The organism is Bordetella parapertussis (assembly GCF_020735925.1).
Lineage (GTDB): Bacteria > Pseudomonadota > Gammaproteobacteria > Burkholderiales > Burkholderiaceae_B > Bordetella > Bordetella pertussis.
The window spans coordinates 360,983-374,827 of sequence record NZ_CP085971.1 but is presented as its reverse complement, the minus strand read 5'-3'; the positions used below and the strand labels follow the sequence as shown (position 1 = coordinate 374,827).

At 68.7% G+C, this 13,845-nt stretch carries 10 protein-coding genes; 7 read left to right on the top strand and 3 right to left on the bottom strand.

The features are described from left to right. Positions 1-282: 282 nt before the first annotated feature. The 7 genes from LK409_RS01760 to LK409_RS01730 all read left to right on the top strand — a co-directional run bounded on the left by LK409_RS01760 (position 283) and on the right by LK409_RS01730 (position 10,694). Positions 283-1,848 (top strand): ABC transporter substrate-binding protein, encoded by a 1,566-nt coding sequence (locus LK409_RS01760; protein ID WP_010927681.1) that lies wholly within the window; start codon positions 283-285, stop codon positions 1,846-1,848. A 45-nt stretch (positions 1,849-1,893) separates the two neighbouring features. Then, a complete protein-coding gene (locus tag LK409_RS01755) occupies positions 1,894-2,835 on the top strand; it encodes an ABC transporter permease (RefSeq protein WP_059565469.1) in 942 nt (313 codons plus the stop codon). Positions 2,836-2,837: 2 nt separating this feature from the next. Further along, positions 2,838-3,737, top strand: a complete 900-nt coding sequence (locus LK409_RS01750) for an ABC transporter permease (protein WP_010927679.1) — start codon at positions 2,838-2,840, stop codon at positions 3,735-3,737. A 3-nt stretch (positions 3,738-3,740) separates the two neighbouring features. Continuing rightward, positions 3,741-5,399, top strand: a complete 1,659-nt coding sequence (locus LK409_RS01745; RefSeq protein ID WP_010927678.1) for a dipeptide ABC transporter ATP-binding protein — start codon at positions 3,741-3,743, stop codon at positions 5,397-5,399. Between the two features lie 43 nt (positions 5,400-5,442). Further along, on the top strand, positions 5,443-6,918 hold the full coding sequence (locus LK409_RS01740; protein ID WP_010927677.1) for a M81 family metallopeptidase: 1,476 nt from the start codon (positions 5,443-5,445) through the stop codon (positions 6,916-6,918). Between the two features lie 175 nt (positions 6,919-7,093). Then, positions 7,094-8,542: a YdgA family protein gene (locus tag LK409_RS01735; RefSeq protein ID WP_003808423.1), complete on the top strand. Its 1,449-nt coding sequence runs from the start codon at positions 7,094-7,096 to the stop codon at positions 8,540-8,542. 127 nt (positions 8,543-8,669) lie between these two features. Next, the gene (locus tag LK409_RS01730; RefSeq protein ID WP_010927676.1) at positions 8,670-10,694 is read left to right on the top strand and encodes a DUF945 family protein; all 2,025 of its coding nucleotides are present in this window, start codon (positions 8,670-8,672) and stop codon (positions 10,692-10,694) included. A gap of 50 nt (positions 10,695-10,744) precedes the next feature. On the opposite strand, the gene LK409_RS01725 is transcribed toward LK409_RS01730, so the two are convergent. The 3 genes from LK409_RS01725 to LK409_RS01715 are packed head-to-tail and all read right to left on the bottom strand — an operon-like array spanning position 10,745 to position 13,783. Next, complete coding sequence (locus tag LK409_RS01725; RefSeq protein ID WP_033448787.1) at positions 10,745-11,557, bottom strand: enoyl-CoA hydratase/isomerase family protein; 813 nt, start codon at positions 11,555-11,557, stop codon at positions 10,745-10,747. Between the two features lie 17 nt (positions 11,558-11,574). Beyond that, complete coding sequence (locus LK409_RS01720; protein WP_003808415.1) at positions 11,575-12,543, bottom strand: Bug family tripartite tricarboxylate transporter substrate binding protein; 969 nt, start codon at positions 12,541-12,543, stop codon at positions 11,575-11,577. Positions 12,544-12,571: 28 nt separating this feature from the next. Next, positions 12,572-13,783: a CaiB/BaiF CoA transferase family protein gene (locus LK409_RS01715; protein WP_003808413.1), complete on the bottom strand. Its 1,212-nt coding sequence runs from the start codon at positions 13,781-13,783 to the stop codon at positions 12,572-12,574. Positions 13,784-13,845: the final 62 nt, after the last annotated feature.

Genomic DNA, 13,845 nt, shown 5'->3' with positions numbered 1-13,845 from the left:
CGCCACGGCCCGGGCCCTCGAACGGGCATGCGGGTATTCCCGAGGCCGGCCCGCCGGCGGACCGGCCTCGCCGCCATGCGCCACCCCTCCCCCGGCGCGCGCGGACGCAAGAAAACAACCATGGACAGGCCCGCCACCGGGCATCAGAATGGGGCCTTGTGGACCCGCGTCCGACGCCGGCCCACGGTCACAGCTTGATCCTCGCGCGCCCCCGGCGGCGCGTTTCCGACAACAACGGCGGCGCCCTGGCGCCGCCGGCTTCACTCAGAAAGGGGAACATCCATGCTGAAGTCCGTCCGCATCGCCGCGCTGGCCGGCGCCATGCTCCTGGCAGCCCAGGGCGCCGGCGCCGAAACCGTCATCAAGGCCGTCATGCACTCGCCCCTGCGGCTGACCGACCCCCACGCCACCACGGCATACATCACGACGTGGCACGGCTACATGATCTACGACACGCTGCTGGCCACCGACGCCGACAACAAGATCCAGCCCCAGATGCTCGAAAAGTGGGAAGTCTCGCCCGACGGCAAGACCTACACCATGACGCTGCGCCCCGGCCAGAAGTGGCACGACGGCAAGCCCGTGACCGCCGAGGACTGCGTCGCGTCGATCAAGCGCTGGGCGGGCGGCGACGGCATGGGCCGCACGCTGATGAAGTTCACCGACAGGATCGAGGCCGTCGACGACCAGACCTTGCGCATCGTCATGAAAGAGCCCACGGATCTCGCCTTGCGCGCGCTGTCCAAGCCCACCGGCACGGCCGCCTTCATGATGCCCAAGCGCATCGCCGACATTCCCATCGGCCAGCCCATTACCGACATGACCGGCTCGGGCCCGTTCAAGGTGGCCGAGTTCAAGCCCGGGGTGAAGACCGTATACGTCAGGAACGCGGACTACGTGCCGCGCCAGGAGCCAGCCAGCGGCCTGGCCGGCGGCAAGGCGGTCCACATCGACCGGGTCGAGTGGAACGTCATGCCCGACGCCCTGACCACGGCCAACGCCCTGCTGGGCGGCGAGATCGACTTCGTCGAGCAGTTCCCGTACGACCTGCTGCCCATGGTGGAGGGCAATCCGGCACTGAAGGAGGAAGCGCTCAGTCCGGTGGGCTACTTCACCATGTACCGCTTCAACTTCAAGTACCCGTCCTTCGACAACAAGAAGATCCGCCAGGCCGCCATGTACGCCATCGGCCAGGAAGACGTGATGAAGGCGCTGGTGGGCAACCCGAAGTACTGGCAGACCTGCGCCTCGCTGTGGGGCTGCGGCACGCCGTTCGAGACCGACATCGGCAAGGACATGGTGGTGCCGTCCAACATCGAGAAGGCGCGCGCCCTGCTCAAGGAGGCCGGCTACGACAACACGCCCATCCTGGTGATGCACGCCACCGACGTCGGCACGCTCAGCGCCCAGCCCGTGGTGATGGCGCAGGCGCTGCGCAAGGCGGGCTTCAACGTCAACCTGGCGGCGATGGACTGGCAAAGCGTGGCCACGCGGCGCGCCTCCAAGGCCGCGCCGGCGCAAGGCGGCTGGAACATCCACAACACCAACTGGTACGCCACCGACATCATGGACCCGGTGCGCTCGGCCCCGGCGGCGGCCAATGGCGACAACGCCTGGTTCGGCTGGCCAGACATTCCGGAAATCGAGACGTTGCGCACCAGGTTCGCCCTGAGCTCCGACCCCGCCGAGCAGAAGAAGCTGGCCGAGGAGGCGCAACGCATCGGCATCGACGAGGGCCTGTACGTGCCACTGGGCCAGATGTCCGTGCCCACCGTCTACACCACCAAGCTGAGCGGCCTGGTGCACGCGCCGGTGTTCGCCTTCTGGAACGTCAAGAAGGCGCCTTGAAGCCCAGGGCGGGCCTGGCCCGCCCGCGCAACCCGAGGGAGTTCCATGCTGGCATTCATCGCGCGCCGGCTGTTGGCCACCATACCGGTCCTGATCATGGTGGCGGTCGTGGTCTTCGCGATCCTGCGCGCAAGCCCCGGCGATCCGGCCATCATCATGGCCGGCGACGCCGCCACGCCCGAACGCATTGCCCAGATCCGCCACGTCATGGGACTGGACCAGCCGCTGGTCAAGCAATTCTTCATCTGGACCGGCAGGCTGGTGCGCGGCGACATGGGCACTTCGCTGATGTCCGGCGTGCCGGTCACCCAGTTGATCGGCCAGCGCCTGGAGCCCTCGCTCAGCCTGGCGGTGATCACGCTGGCGTTCACCCTGGCGGTCGCCATTCCATTGGGCATCCTGGCGGCGTGGCGGCGCGGCCGCCTGCTCGACCGCGCCGTGATGGGCTTTTCGGTGCTGGGATTCTCGGTGCCGGTGTTCGTGACCGGCTACGTGCTGATCTGGGCCTTCGCCATCAAGCTGGGCTGGTTCAACGTGCAGGGCTACACGCCGCTGGCGCAGGGATTCTGGCCTTACCTGCACCGCCTCGTCCTGCCCTCGCTGGCGCTGTCCACGGTGTATGTGGCGCTGATCGCGCGCATCACCCGCACCAGCATCATCGAAGTCATGGGCGAGGACTTCATCCGCACCGCGCGCGCCAAGGGGCTGGGCGAGACCGGCGTGCTGCTGGGCCACGCCCTGCGCAATGCCGCGGTGCCCATCGCCACGGTGATCGGGGTGGGCGTGGCGCTGCTGATCAGCGGCGTGGTGGTGACGGAGTCGGTGTTCAACATTCCCGGCCTGGGCCGCCTGGTGGTCGAGGCCGTGATGGCGCGCGATTACCCCGTGATCCAGGGGCTGACGCTGTTCTTCGCGTTCGTCTACGTGTTCATCAATCTGGTGGTCGACTGCGCCTATACGGTGTTCGACCCGCGCATCAGGTATTGACGATGCCCACGCATAGCGATGCCGTCGCCGACGGCGCCCTGCCCGAGAACGAACCGCCCCAGGCAGGCGCGTGGCGGCGCGTGCGCCGCGAATTCTCCGGCGCGCCGGTGCTGGCCGCGCTGGCGGTGCTGGCCCTGGTGGTGGGCGCGGCCCTGCTGGCGCCGTGGCTGGGCACCGTGGACCCGACCGCCATCGATCCGGGCGCGCGCCTGAAGCCGCCTTTCGGCGACTATCTGTTCGGCACCGATGCGTTCGGGCGCGACATCTGGTCGCGCGTGGTGTATGGCGCGCGCGTATCGCTGGTGGCCGGCCTGGGCGCGGCGCTGGTCAGCGTGACGCTGGGCCTGGTGATAGGCGTCATCGCCGGCTGGTTCCGCACGCTCGACGGCCTGATCATGCGCACCATGGACGCCGTCATGGCCATCCCCGGCATCCTGCTGGCCATCGCCCTGGTGTCGGTGACCGGCGCCAGCCTGGCCACGGTGCTGGTGGCCATCACCATCCCGGAGATTCCCCGCGTGGTGCGGCTGGTGCGCGGCCAGATCCTCAGCGTGCGCGGCGAACCCTATGTCGAAGCCGCGCTGGCGCTGGGCACGCCGCTGCCCCTGCTGCTGTGGCGCCACCTGGTGCCCAGCACCGTGGCGCCGCTGACCGTGCAAGGCACCTATGTGTTCGCCTCGGCCATGCTGACCGAGGCCATACTCAGCTTCCTGGGCGCCGGCATCCCGCCCGAGATCGCCTCGTGGGGCAACATCATGTCCGAGGGCCGCATGTACTTCCGCATGCTGCCGGGCCTGATCCTGTTTCCCGGCCTGTTCCTGTCGCTGACCGTGCTCAGCGTCAATATCCTGGGCGACGCGCTGCGCGACGCGCTGGACCCGAAAATGACGCGGAGGACCTGAGCGATGCCCTACGCCCCCTACCCTCCGGCCGGCGACACCAGCGCCGCGGTGCTGGCGATCCGCAACCTGTCGGTGAGCGTCTGCGGCGCGGGCAACCGCGTGGTCCGCAACCTCAGCCTGGACGTGCACGCCGGCGAGACGGTCTGCGTGGTGGGCGAATCCGGGTCGGGCAAGTCGGTCACGTCGCTGGCGGTCATGGGATTGCTGCCCGAGGGCATCCTGGAGGTCTCCGGCGGCTCGGCCCGCGTGCTGGGCGAGGACATCGTCACGGCCAGCGCGCGGCGGCGGCGCGAACTGCGCGCCACGCGCATGGCCATGGTGTTCCAGGAGCCCATGACCGCGCTCAACCCGGTGCACCGGGTGGGCAGCCAGGTCGACGAAGTGCTGCGCCTGCACCGCCGCATGCCGCGCGCGCAACGGCGCGCCAAGGTGCTCGAAATGTTCCGCTCGGTGCACCTGCCCGACGTGGAGCGCATCTACGACGCGTATCCGCACCAGCTCTCGGGCGGCCAGCGCCAGCGCATCGTCATCGCCATGGCGCTGATCCTCGAACCCAAGCTGCTGATCGCCGACGAACCCACCACGGCGCTGGATGTCACGACGCAGAAACAGATCCTGGCGCTGATCCGCGAACTGCAGGACAGGCACCAGACCGCCGTGCTCTTCATCACGCACGACTTCGGCGTGGTGGCCGAAATCGCCGACCGTATCGTCGTCATGAACCGCAGCGACCTCACCGAGGCCGGCACGCGCGACGAGATCCTGGCGCGGCCGAGCCAGAACTACACCCGCCGCCTGGTGTCGTCGGTGCCCAGCCTGGTGCCGACGCAGCGCGAGGCGCCAGGCGGCGAACCGGTGCTGCGCATCACCGGGCTGGGCCGCACCTACGCCGAGCGGCGCTCGCTCTTCGGCGCGACGCGCACGGTGGTGGCCGCCAGCGAGGTGGACCTGACCCTGCGGCGCGGCGAGATCCTCGGCATCGTCGGCGAATCGGGTTCGGGCAAGTCCACGGTGGCGCGCTGCATCGTGCGCCTGATCGAGCCCAGCGCCGGCCGCATGCTGCTGGGCGAAACCGACATCGCGCGCCTGAGCGGCGCGGGCCTGCGTCCGCTGCGGCGCAAGGTGCAGATCGTGTTCCAGGACCCCTACCGGTCGCTGAACCCGCGCCGCGCGGTGGGCGAGTCCATCATCGAGGGCCTGCTCAACTTCGGCATGCCGCGCGCGCAGGCGCTGGTGCGCGCCGCCCGCACCCTGGGCGTGGTCGGCCTCGGTCCCGACGTGATGCGGCGCTACCCGCACCAGTTCTCGGGCGGCCAGCGCCAGCGCCTTTGCATCGCGCGCGCCCTGGTCATGGACCCCGAAGTGCTGGTGGCCGACGAAGCCGTTTCGGCGCTGGATGTATCGGTGCAGGCGCAGGTGCTGGAGCTGATCGAGCAGGTGCGCGAACGTACCGGCGTGAGCGTGCTGTTCATCACGCACGACCTGCGCGTGGCGGCGCAGGTGTGCGACACCATCGCGGTCATGCAGCATGGCAAGGTGGTGGAGACCGGCGCGGCGCAGACGGTGCTGACCCGGCCCGGCCATGCGTATACCCGCGCCCTGATCGACGCCGCGCCGGGCCGCGGCTGGGATTTCCGCAATTTCCGCCCGCTGCCCGCCTGACCGGGGCGCGCCGCCAGGAATTGCGCACGACAAGGAGCACACCATGCGTTGGCTGTTGGCGATGATCAAGCACGAGACCAATACGGTCTCGCCCGTTCCCACCCCGCTGGAGCGGTTTTTCCGCGGCAGCCCCGAGATCCTGGCCGGCGAGCGCGCCATACGCGCCTACGAGAACACCGACAGCGGCCTGGGCGGCTATATCGAGGTGGCACGCCGCGAAGGCGCCGAAATCGTCGTGCCGGTGGCGGCGGAGTCCTGGCCCAGCGCGCCGACCGACCGCGCCACGTACGAGCGCCTGTGCGGCCTGGTGCTGGACGAGGCGCGCCGCGGCGGCTTCGACGCCATCCTGCTGGACCTGCACGGCGCCATGGTGGCCGAAGGCGTGGAAGACGCCGAAGGCGATCTGCTGCGCCGCCTGCGCGACATCGCCCCGGCCATCCCGGTGGGCGTGACGCTGGACATGCACGCCAACATCTACGACGACATCGTGCGCCACGCTACCGTCATCTCGGGCTTTCACACCTATCCGCACGTCGATATCCGCGCCGCCGGGCTGCGCGCGGCCAACGCCATCGCCCGCACGCTGCGCGGCGAGATCAAGCCCGTCATGAGCTGGGCCAACAAGCCGATGCTGCCGCACATCATGCGCCAGGGCACGCATGCCGAACCCAACAAATCGCTGCAGGCGCGCTGCAAGGCGCTGGAGTCCGAAGGCGTGATCGCCGCCTCGGTGTTCGTCGGCTTTCCGCATGCCGACATCCGCGAGGCGGGGCTGAGCGCGGTGGTGTGCACCGATGCCAACCTGGCGCAGGCCGAGCAGTACCGCGACGAGCTGCTCGAGACCGCCTGGCGCGGACGCGCCGACTGGGTGTTCCACGCCGAGCCGCTGGCGCCCACCATCGCGCGCGCCAAGGCCATCGAGAACGGACCGGTGGTGCTGCTCGACCACTACGACAATACCGGTTCGGGCGGCACCATGGACACCACCGCGGTGCTGGCCGAGATCCTGGACCAGGGCCTGGAGAACGTGGCGTTCTACGCCATCTGCGACCCGCAGGCCGCGCAGCAGGCCGCGGCGGCCGGCGTGGGCGCCACCGTGACCTTGCCCCTGGGCGGCAAGGTGGCGATGCCGGCGCTGCGCCAGGCCAGCCCGCCCCTGCACCTGACCGCCCGGGTCAAGCTGCTGTTCGACGGCGTATACCTGAACCGCGGCCCCATGTACCGCGGCGTGCGCAACGACACGGGCCTGACCGTCGTGCTCGACACCGGCAAGGTCGAGATCGTGGTGGTGTCGCGCCACCAGGAGCCTTTCGACATCAATTGCCTGCTGTCGGCCGGCATCGACCCGCTGCAAAAGCGCTACGTGGCGTTGAAGTCACGCGTGCATTGGCGCGCCGGCTTTGCCGATATGGCCACCCATGTCATCGAATGCACCGGTGTGGGCGTGACCACTTCCGACTATGGCCAGGTCGAGTTCCGGCATGTGCGCCGGCCTGTCTATCCGCTCGACGCCATCTAGGCGCTTGGCCGCGCTTTTGCGGCCTGTCCCGCTGTTTTTGAACATTTTGTCGTCTTTTGTAATATGTTTCGCCCGCTCCGGCCACGCCGCTCGCTATACTCGCCGCCAGCCTTCGGGCTACGCATATAAGCGGCCCGTGCGCGTGGCATGGCCGCACTTCCATAAGGCATAGAAGATGAAGAAATCGGTAGCGGTCACCACGGGCGTGATCATTGTGGCGGTGGGCGGCTGGCTGGCCGGCACCTGGTATACGGGCCAGCGTATCGAAACGGAGTCGCAGACCCGCCTGAACGAAATCAACGCCCAGCTCGCGGCCGCTTTCCCCGAGTTTCCCGTGCGCATCAACCAGCTCAAGCTGGAGCGCGGCTTCTTTACGTCCCAGGCGCGCTACGGCGTGGAAGTCGGCAAGTCGGAGGAAACCGGCAAGCCCGAGGCCACCGTGGAAGTGGATGCGCGTATCGAACACGGCCCGTTCGCGCCCGGCGCGCTGGCGCGCGGCAAGCTGATGCCGCAGCTGGCGTTCGTGCATGCCGAAGTGGCCAACACCGAAGACCTCAAGAAAGTCTTCGAAGTGACCAAGGGCGCCACGCCGCTGTGGAGCGACACGGTGGTCGCCTATAACGGCGACTCGACCAGCACCGGCGGGCTGGCCGCCATCGACTACAGCGGCGACGAAGGCAAGTTCGCGTTCAGCGGCGCGACCTTCGACGGCAGCTACCAGCGCGCCACGCAGGCGGCGATCGGCTCGCTCAAGGCCGACAGCCTGGCGCTGGACGCCAGCGCGGACGACGACGGCGGCCCGCTGCTGTTCACGCTCGACGGCCTGGCCGTGACGGTGGACAGCCGCATGGGCAAGTCCGGCCTGTCGATCGGCGACAGCGCCCTGTCGGTCAAGCGCCTGGAAGTCAAGCAACCGGAAGGCGATGCCCACCTCACGGTGGCGGACATGGCCTATGCCGCCAGGATCGGCGAGCAGGACGAATTCATCAACGGCGAAATCAGCTACGGCGCCGGCGAGATCACCTACAACGGCATCGCGCTGGGCAACGGCCGGGCGGTATTCAAGGCCGAGCGCCTGAACGCCGCGGCGATCAAGGTGGTGGCCGACGAATACAACAAGGCCATCAAGCTGCAGGCCGAGGGCAAGGACCCGGTGCCCGACAACGCCGAGATGCGCAAGCTGCTGATGGCGCAGGCCGACACGCTGCTGGCCGGCAAGCCGGTGCTCACGCTCGACCCGGTGCAATGGAAGACGGCCCAGGGCGAAAGCGTTTTCAACGCCAGGGTCGCGCTGAGCAAGCCCGCCTCCAGCGACCTCATGGCGGTCGACTACTTCAGCCAGGCGATCGAGTCGATCGACGCCTCCGCCACCCTGTCCAAGCCCATGATCAAGGCGCTGATGGTCGGCTACCTGCAAAGCCAGGAAGGCATGGACGCGCAGCAGGCCGCCGCCGCGGCCGACCAGCAGGTCAGCTCGCTGGCCGGCATGGCCGAGATGATGAACCTCGGCAAGAACGAGGGCGACAACATCGTCAGCAAGTTCCACTACGCCGCCGGCACGGTGGACCTGAACGGCCGCAAGATGCCCGCCGACCAGCTGCTGGGCAGCATCCTGGGCGGCTGAGCGCCGTCCCGCGCGCCGCCCGTTCGCGGCGGCGCGCCCGTTTTGCGCGGGCTCGCCGCCATCCCGAGGGCAGAGTCCTGCCCGGGGATGGCCCGGCGGAAAAACAACCCTTTAGGTAATCCATACGATGAAGAAGAGCATAGGCATCACCGCCGGCGTGATCGTGGTGCTGGCCGGCGGCTGGCTGGGCGGCACCTGGTATACGGGCAAGCGGATCGAGACCGAAACGCAGCAGCGGCTGGGCGTGCTGAACGAGAAGCTGGCCGCGGTGGTGCCCGGCTACACGCTGCGCGTCGACCAGCTCAAGTACGAGCGCGGCTTCTTCACCACGCAGGCCCGCTACGGCCTGTCGCTGTCCCAGGACATCAAGGAGGAATCCGGCACGGTCACGCCCCTGCCGCTGGGCTCGACGGAGTTCGACGCCCGCTTCGAGCACGGCCCCTTCCCCCGTTCTGCCCTGGCAAGCGGCCAGTTCCTGCCGCAGATGGCGTTCGTGCACGCCGAGCTGGCCCGGACCGAGCTGGTCAAGCCGCTGTTCGAACTGACCAAGAACGCCGCCCCGCTGTGGAGCGACACCATCGTGTCCTACAGCGGCAACGCCAGCACCCGCAGCGGCCTGGCGCCCATCGATTTCACCGAGGACGACGTAACGCTGTCGTTCAGCGGCGCCACGCTCACCAGCACCTTCCAGCGCGCCACCCGCTCGGGCACGGCGCGCCTGGACGCCGAGTACGTGCGCTTTACCGCCGATGGCGACCAGGATACGCAGATGAGCGCCACCGGCTGGAGCGTGGACATGCGCAGCCACCAGGGCAAGCATGGCTTCACGCTGGGCGAAAGCACCATGGCCATCAAGCGCATCGCGATGATCGACAAGCGCGAATCGCTCGATATCTCGCTGGACGACCTGAGCTATCGCGCCCTGGCCACCGAGGATGGCGATTACATCGACATCGAAGCCGCCTACAAGACCGGCCCCCTGACGGTCAACAAGATACCCTTTGGCAGCGGCGAACTGAACGTGAAGGTCAGCCGGCTGGACGGCCAGGCGCTCAAGGCGCTCAGCGATGGCTACAACCAGCTGCTGCGTGGCTATTTCGCCACCGGCGAAACCGACGAGGGCCTGAAGGACGAGCAGCTCACGATGCTGATCGAGAACGGCGGCCGCCTGCTGGCCGGCGGCCCCTCGCTGAGCCTGGGTCCCGTGGCCTGGAGGACCGAGAAGGGCGAAAGCAGCCTGATGTCCTCGATCGTCCTAGTCAAGCCGGCAACGACGAGCGGCGAGCTGACGCCGCGCGAGTATCTCGAAGAGGCAGTCAAGGCGATCGACGTCAAGATGGTGGTATCCAAGCCGATGGTGCGCGACCTGGCGATCCACTACGAGACCAGCCAGGGCAAGACACCCGAGGAAGCCGCCAAGGAAGCCGACGAGACCATCGACGCCTTCGCCGGCATGGCCGAAATCCTGAACATCGGCCGCAACGACGGCGACAAGCTGGTCGGCACCTTCACCTATGCGGCCGGGGTGGCCAAGCTGAACGGCCGCGACGTGCCGGTCAACGAGCTGTTCGACAACCTCTACGACAGCGCCAGCGCCAGCCTGGACGACGACGAGCACAACCACGAGGACGACGCGGCGATGAGCGCCGAGGCGGCCTCCGAGGCCGTGGAAGCGGCCGCCGAAGCAGCGGCGGCCGAGGCCGCCCAGGAGGCCGCCGACGCCGCCGCCTGGGCCACCGAGGGCGACAGCCTGCGCAGCGTCAACGCCGGCCTGCTGACGTCCATCCTGGCCGAAGGCGGCTACGACAGCACGACCGAGGAAGGCGCGTCCGGCCCGGTGATCGTCATCGACGCCAACGGCCTGCCCTTGCGCGACCTGCGCGCCGAGCTGTATTGCATCGACGACGACGAGTGCATGGACGTGAGCATGAAGGCCAGTTTCGGCAAGCGCAAGACCTCGCTCAAGGCGCTCAATGCCTGGAACCAGAAATACCGCTGGACGCGCGCCTACCTGGACGACGACAACCAGGCCGTGCTGCGCATGGACCTCAGCGCCGAGGGCGGCGTGGGCCGCGAGAACCTCTCCATCATGGTCAATACCTTCATGCAGATGGTCGGGAACTTCGAAGACGAGGTCTACGCCGCGCGTTGAACGCGGCGGCAGCCCGCGCCGGCTCGGCCGGCCGGGCCGCCATCGCGCCTTCAGGCCGTCGGGGCGGGAAAGGAATACAGCGGCGGCTTTTTCTCCAGCAGGCGTTCCACCGCCTGCTGGTGGTAGCCGGTGTTGAAGGCCACGCCCTGCGAGGTCATTTCCATCTCCACCATGGCCGCCAGTTCGCTCGAACTGGAACGCAGCAGCGCCTGCTTGGTCAGGGCGAACGCCGTGGCGGGCATGCCGGCCATGGCCGTGGCCACCTCCGCGGCGCGCGGCGCCAGCCTGCCGGCATCGACCAGCTCGCTCACCAGCCCATATTCCAGCGCCTGGCGGCCATCGATCTCGGCCGCGGTGTAGATCAGCTGGCGCGCGCGCTGCAGGCCGACCAGGCGCGGCAAGGTGAACGCCGCGGCGAAATCGGGCACCAGCCCGATCCGCATGAACGACAGGCAAAAGCGCGCCGCCGGCGTGGCCAGCACCAGGTCGGCGCACAGGCACAGGCCGAAGCCGCCGCCAAAGGCGATCCCGTCGACGGCGGCGATCACCGGCTTGGGCATTTCCAGCAAGGCCCGCGCGCAGGCGCCGATCGGCGCCATCCGGTCGCGCCCCTGCTCGGCGCTCATGGACGCGCCGCGCATGGTCGAGACGTCGCCGCCGCTGCAGAAATGGCCGCCCGCCCCGGTCAGGACGACGGCGCGCACCGCCGGGTCGGCCGTGGCGGCCTGGACCGCGGCCAGCAGGGCCGCACGCATGGGAACGTCGATGGCGTTGCGGCGATCCGGCCGGTCGAGCGTGATGCGGGCCACCCCCGCGTCGACGTCGTAGCGGACGAACTCGGACACGCAGGCGGGTGCGGACATGCGGCTCTCCTGCTGGCTCACATGGGTTCCACGTTGGCGTCGCGCAACAGCTTGCGCCACACCTCGAGCTGCGCGTGCATGAACTGCGTGAACTCGGCCGGGCTGGAGGACGGCGGCGGTTCCGCGCCGGCGTTCTCGCGCAGGAAGCGGACCGTGTCCTCGCTGGCGTTGATCTTCAGGATGGCCTGGTTGACCACGCTCACCACCTCGTCGGGCATGCCGGCAGGGCCCACAATGCCCAGCCAGGAGTAGACGTCGATGCCGGGAAAGCGCTCGCTCATGCTGGGCACGCCGGGCATGGCCGCCACCGGGCGGGCGGTGGTCACCGCCAGCGCACGCACCTTGCCCTGCTGCACGAACGCGGTGCCCGCGGAGGTATCGACGACCATGGCCGTGACCTGGCCGCCGATCACGTCGGTCAGCGCCTGAGGGCTGCTCTTGTAGGGCACCGAAATCATGTCCAGCTGCGCCTGCTTGGTCAGCGCCATGCCTGCGGCGAGGTGGGCCGTATTGGCGTTGGCCCAGGTCACCCTGCCCGGCTCGGCGCGCGCCTTGCCGATGAATTGGTCGAAATCGCGGATCGGCGAATCGGCGCCGACCACCAGCATGGACGGGATATCGGACAGGCGCGCGACGGCCGTGAAATCCTTGAGCGGCTCGTACGGCAGCTTCTTGAACAGGAACGGCGCGGCCGACAACGTGGAGTTCGACCCCAGGAACAGGGTGTAGCCGTCGGGCTGCGTACGGGCCACCTGCGTGGCCGCGATGCTGCCGTTGGCCCCGGGCTTGTTCTCGACGACGAAGGGCTGCTTCAGTTCCTCGCTCAGGCGCGTCGCGTAGTAGCGGGCAACGTTGTCGGTGCCGCTGCCGGGCGCGAACGCCACCACGATGCGGACCGGCTGTTCGGGATAGGCGGCGTGCGCGGCGGCGGCCGCCAGCGAGGCGATGGCGGCGCACAGGGCGCGGCGTATCAAAACATTCATCATGTCTCCTTGTACGAGTGGGATGGCTCTTTCAGGCCATCTGTTGCAATAGATCCCGGACTTCCGGATCGGAGTAGCCGGCGTCGGCCAGCACCGACGCCCAGTCCTGATTGAGGCTCGGCGGCCGCTTGGGCGTGGTCAGGCGCATGCCGTCAAAGCGCACCGGCTGGGCCACGCCCTTGAGCGGCCCGGTATCGGCGCCGGTCTCGGGGTAGTCGAACACCATGCCCGATTCGCGCGTGTGCGGATGCGCATCGACCTCGGCCAGCGTATGGATGGGGGAACAGGGGATGCCGGCCTGCTCGAGCGCGGGCAGCCATTCGCCGCGCGTGCGCGCCGCCAGCAGTTCGCGCGTGGCCGCCAGGGTCTGCGCGCGGTTGGCCACGCGCTGCGCGTTGGTGGCAAAGCGCGGGTCGCTGACCAGTTCGGGACGCCCGGCCAGGGTGCAGAAGGCGCGCCACAGCGCATCGTTGGCGATGCCCAGGATGATGGGCTTGTCGGCGGTCGCGAAATCCTGGTACGGGCACAGTGACTCGTGCCCGGCGCCCGCGCGCGCGGGCTCGGTGCCGCGGGCCCAGTAACCCTGCATGAAGTAGCCCATGAAACCGAGCGCGGTATCGAACAGCGAGGCGTCCACGGTGACGCCGCGGCCGCTGGCGTCGCGCTGGCGCAAGGCCGCCAGGATACCGATCAGGGCATGCAGGCCGGTGGCCTGGTCCACCGGCGAGAACGGGCTGCGCACCGCGCCGCCCTCGGTCTCGCCGGTGATCGAAATCATGCCGCAGAACGCCTGCAGCACCACATCGAACCCCTTGCCGTGGCTCAGGCTGCCGACCGGGCCGAAACCGGAGATGGCGCAGTACACGAGGCGGGGATTGATTTCGGACAGGGCCTCCCAATCGACGCCCAGCTTTTGCGCCACGCCCGGACCGAAGCTGTGGACCACCACGTCGGCCCAGGCGGCCAGCCGCTGCACCACGGCGCGCCCGTGCGCCGACTTCAAGTCCAGCGCGATGCTGCGCTTGTTGCGGTTGCAGCTGAGGAACACCGCCGCCTGGCCATCCTGGAACGGCGGCCAGCCGCGCGTATCGTCGCCCTGCCCGGCCGCTTCGACCTTGATCACGTCGGCGCCCATGTCGGCCATGTATTGCGTGCACAGCGGCCCGGCCAGGACCTTGGACAGGTCCAGCACGCGCACGCCGCCCAGCGGGGTGGGCGGCACGGAAGAAGAGACTGCAGCCATGATGCTCGATTAAAAGCTCAATGGTTGACCATTATATGGATAACCAAACGCTGTACAATGGC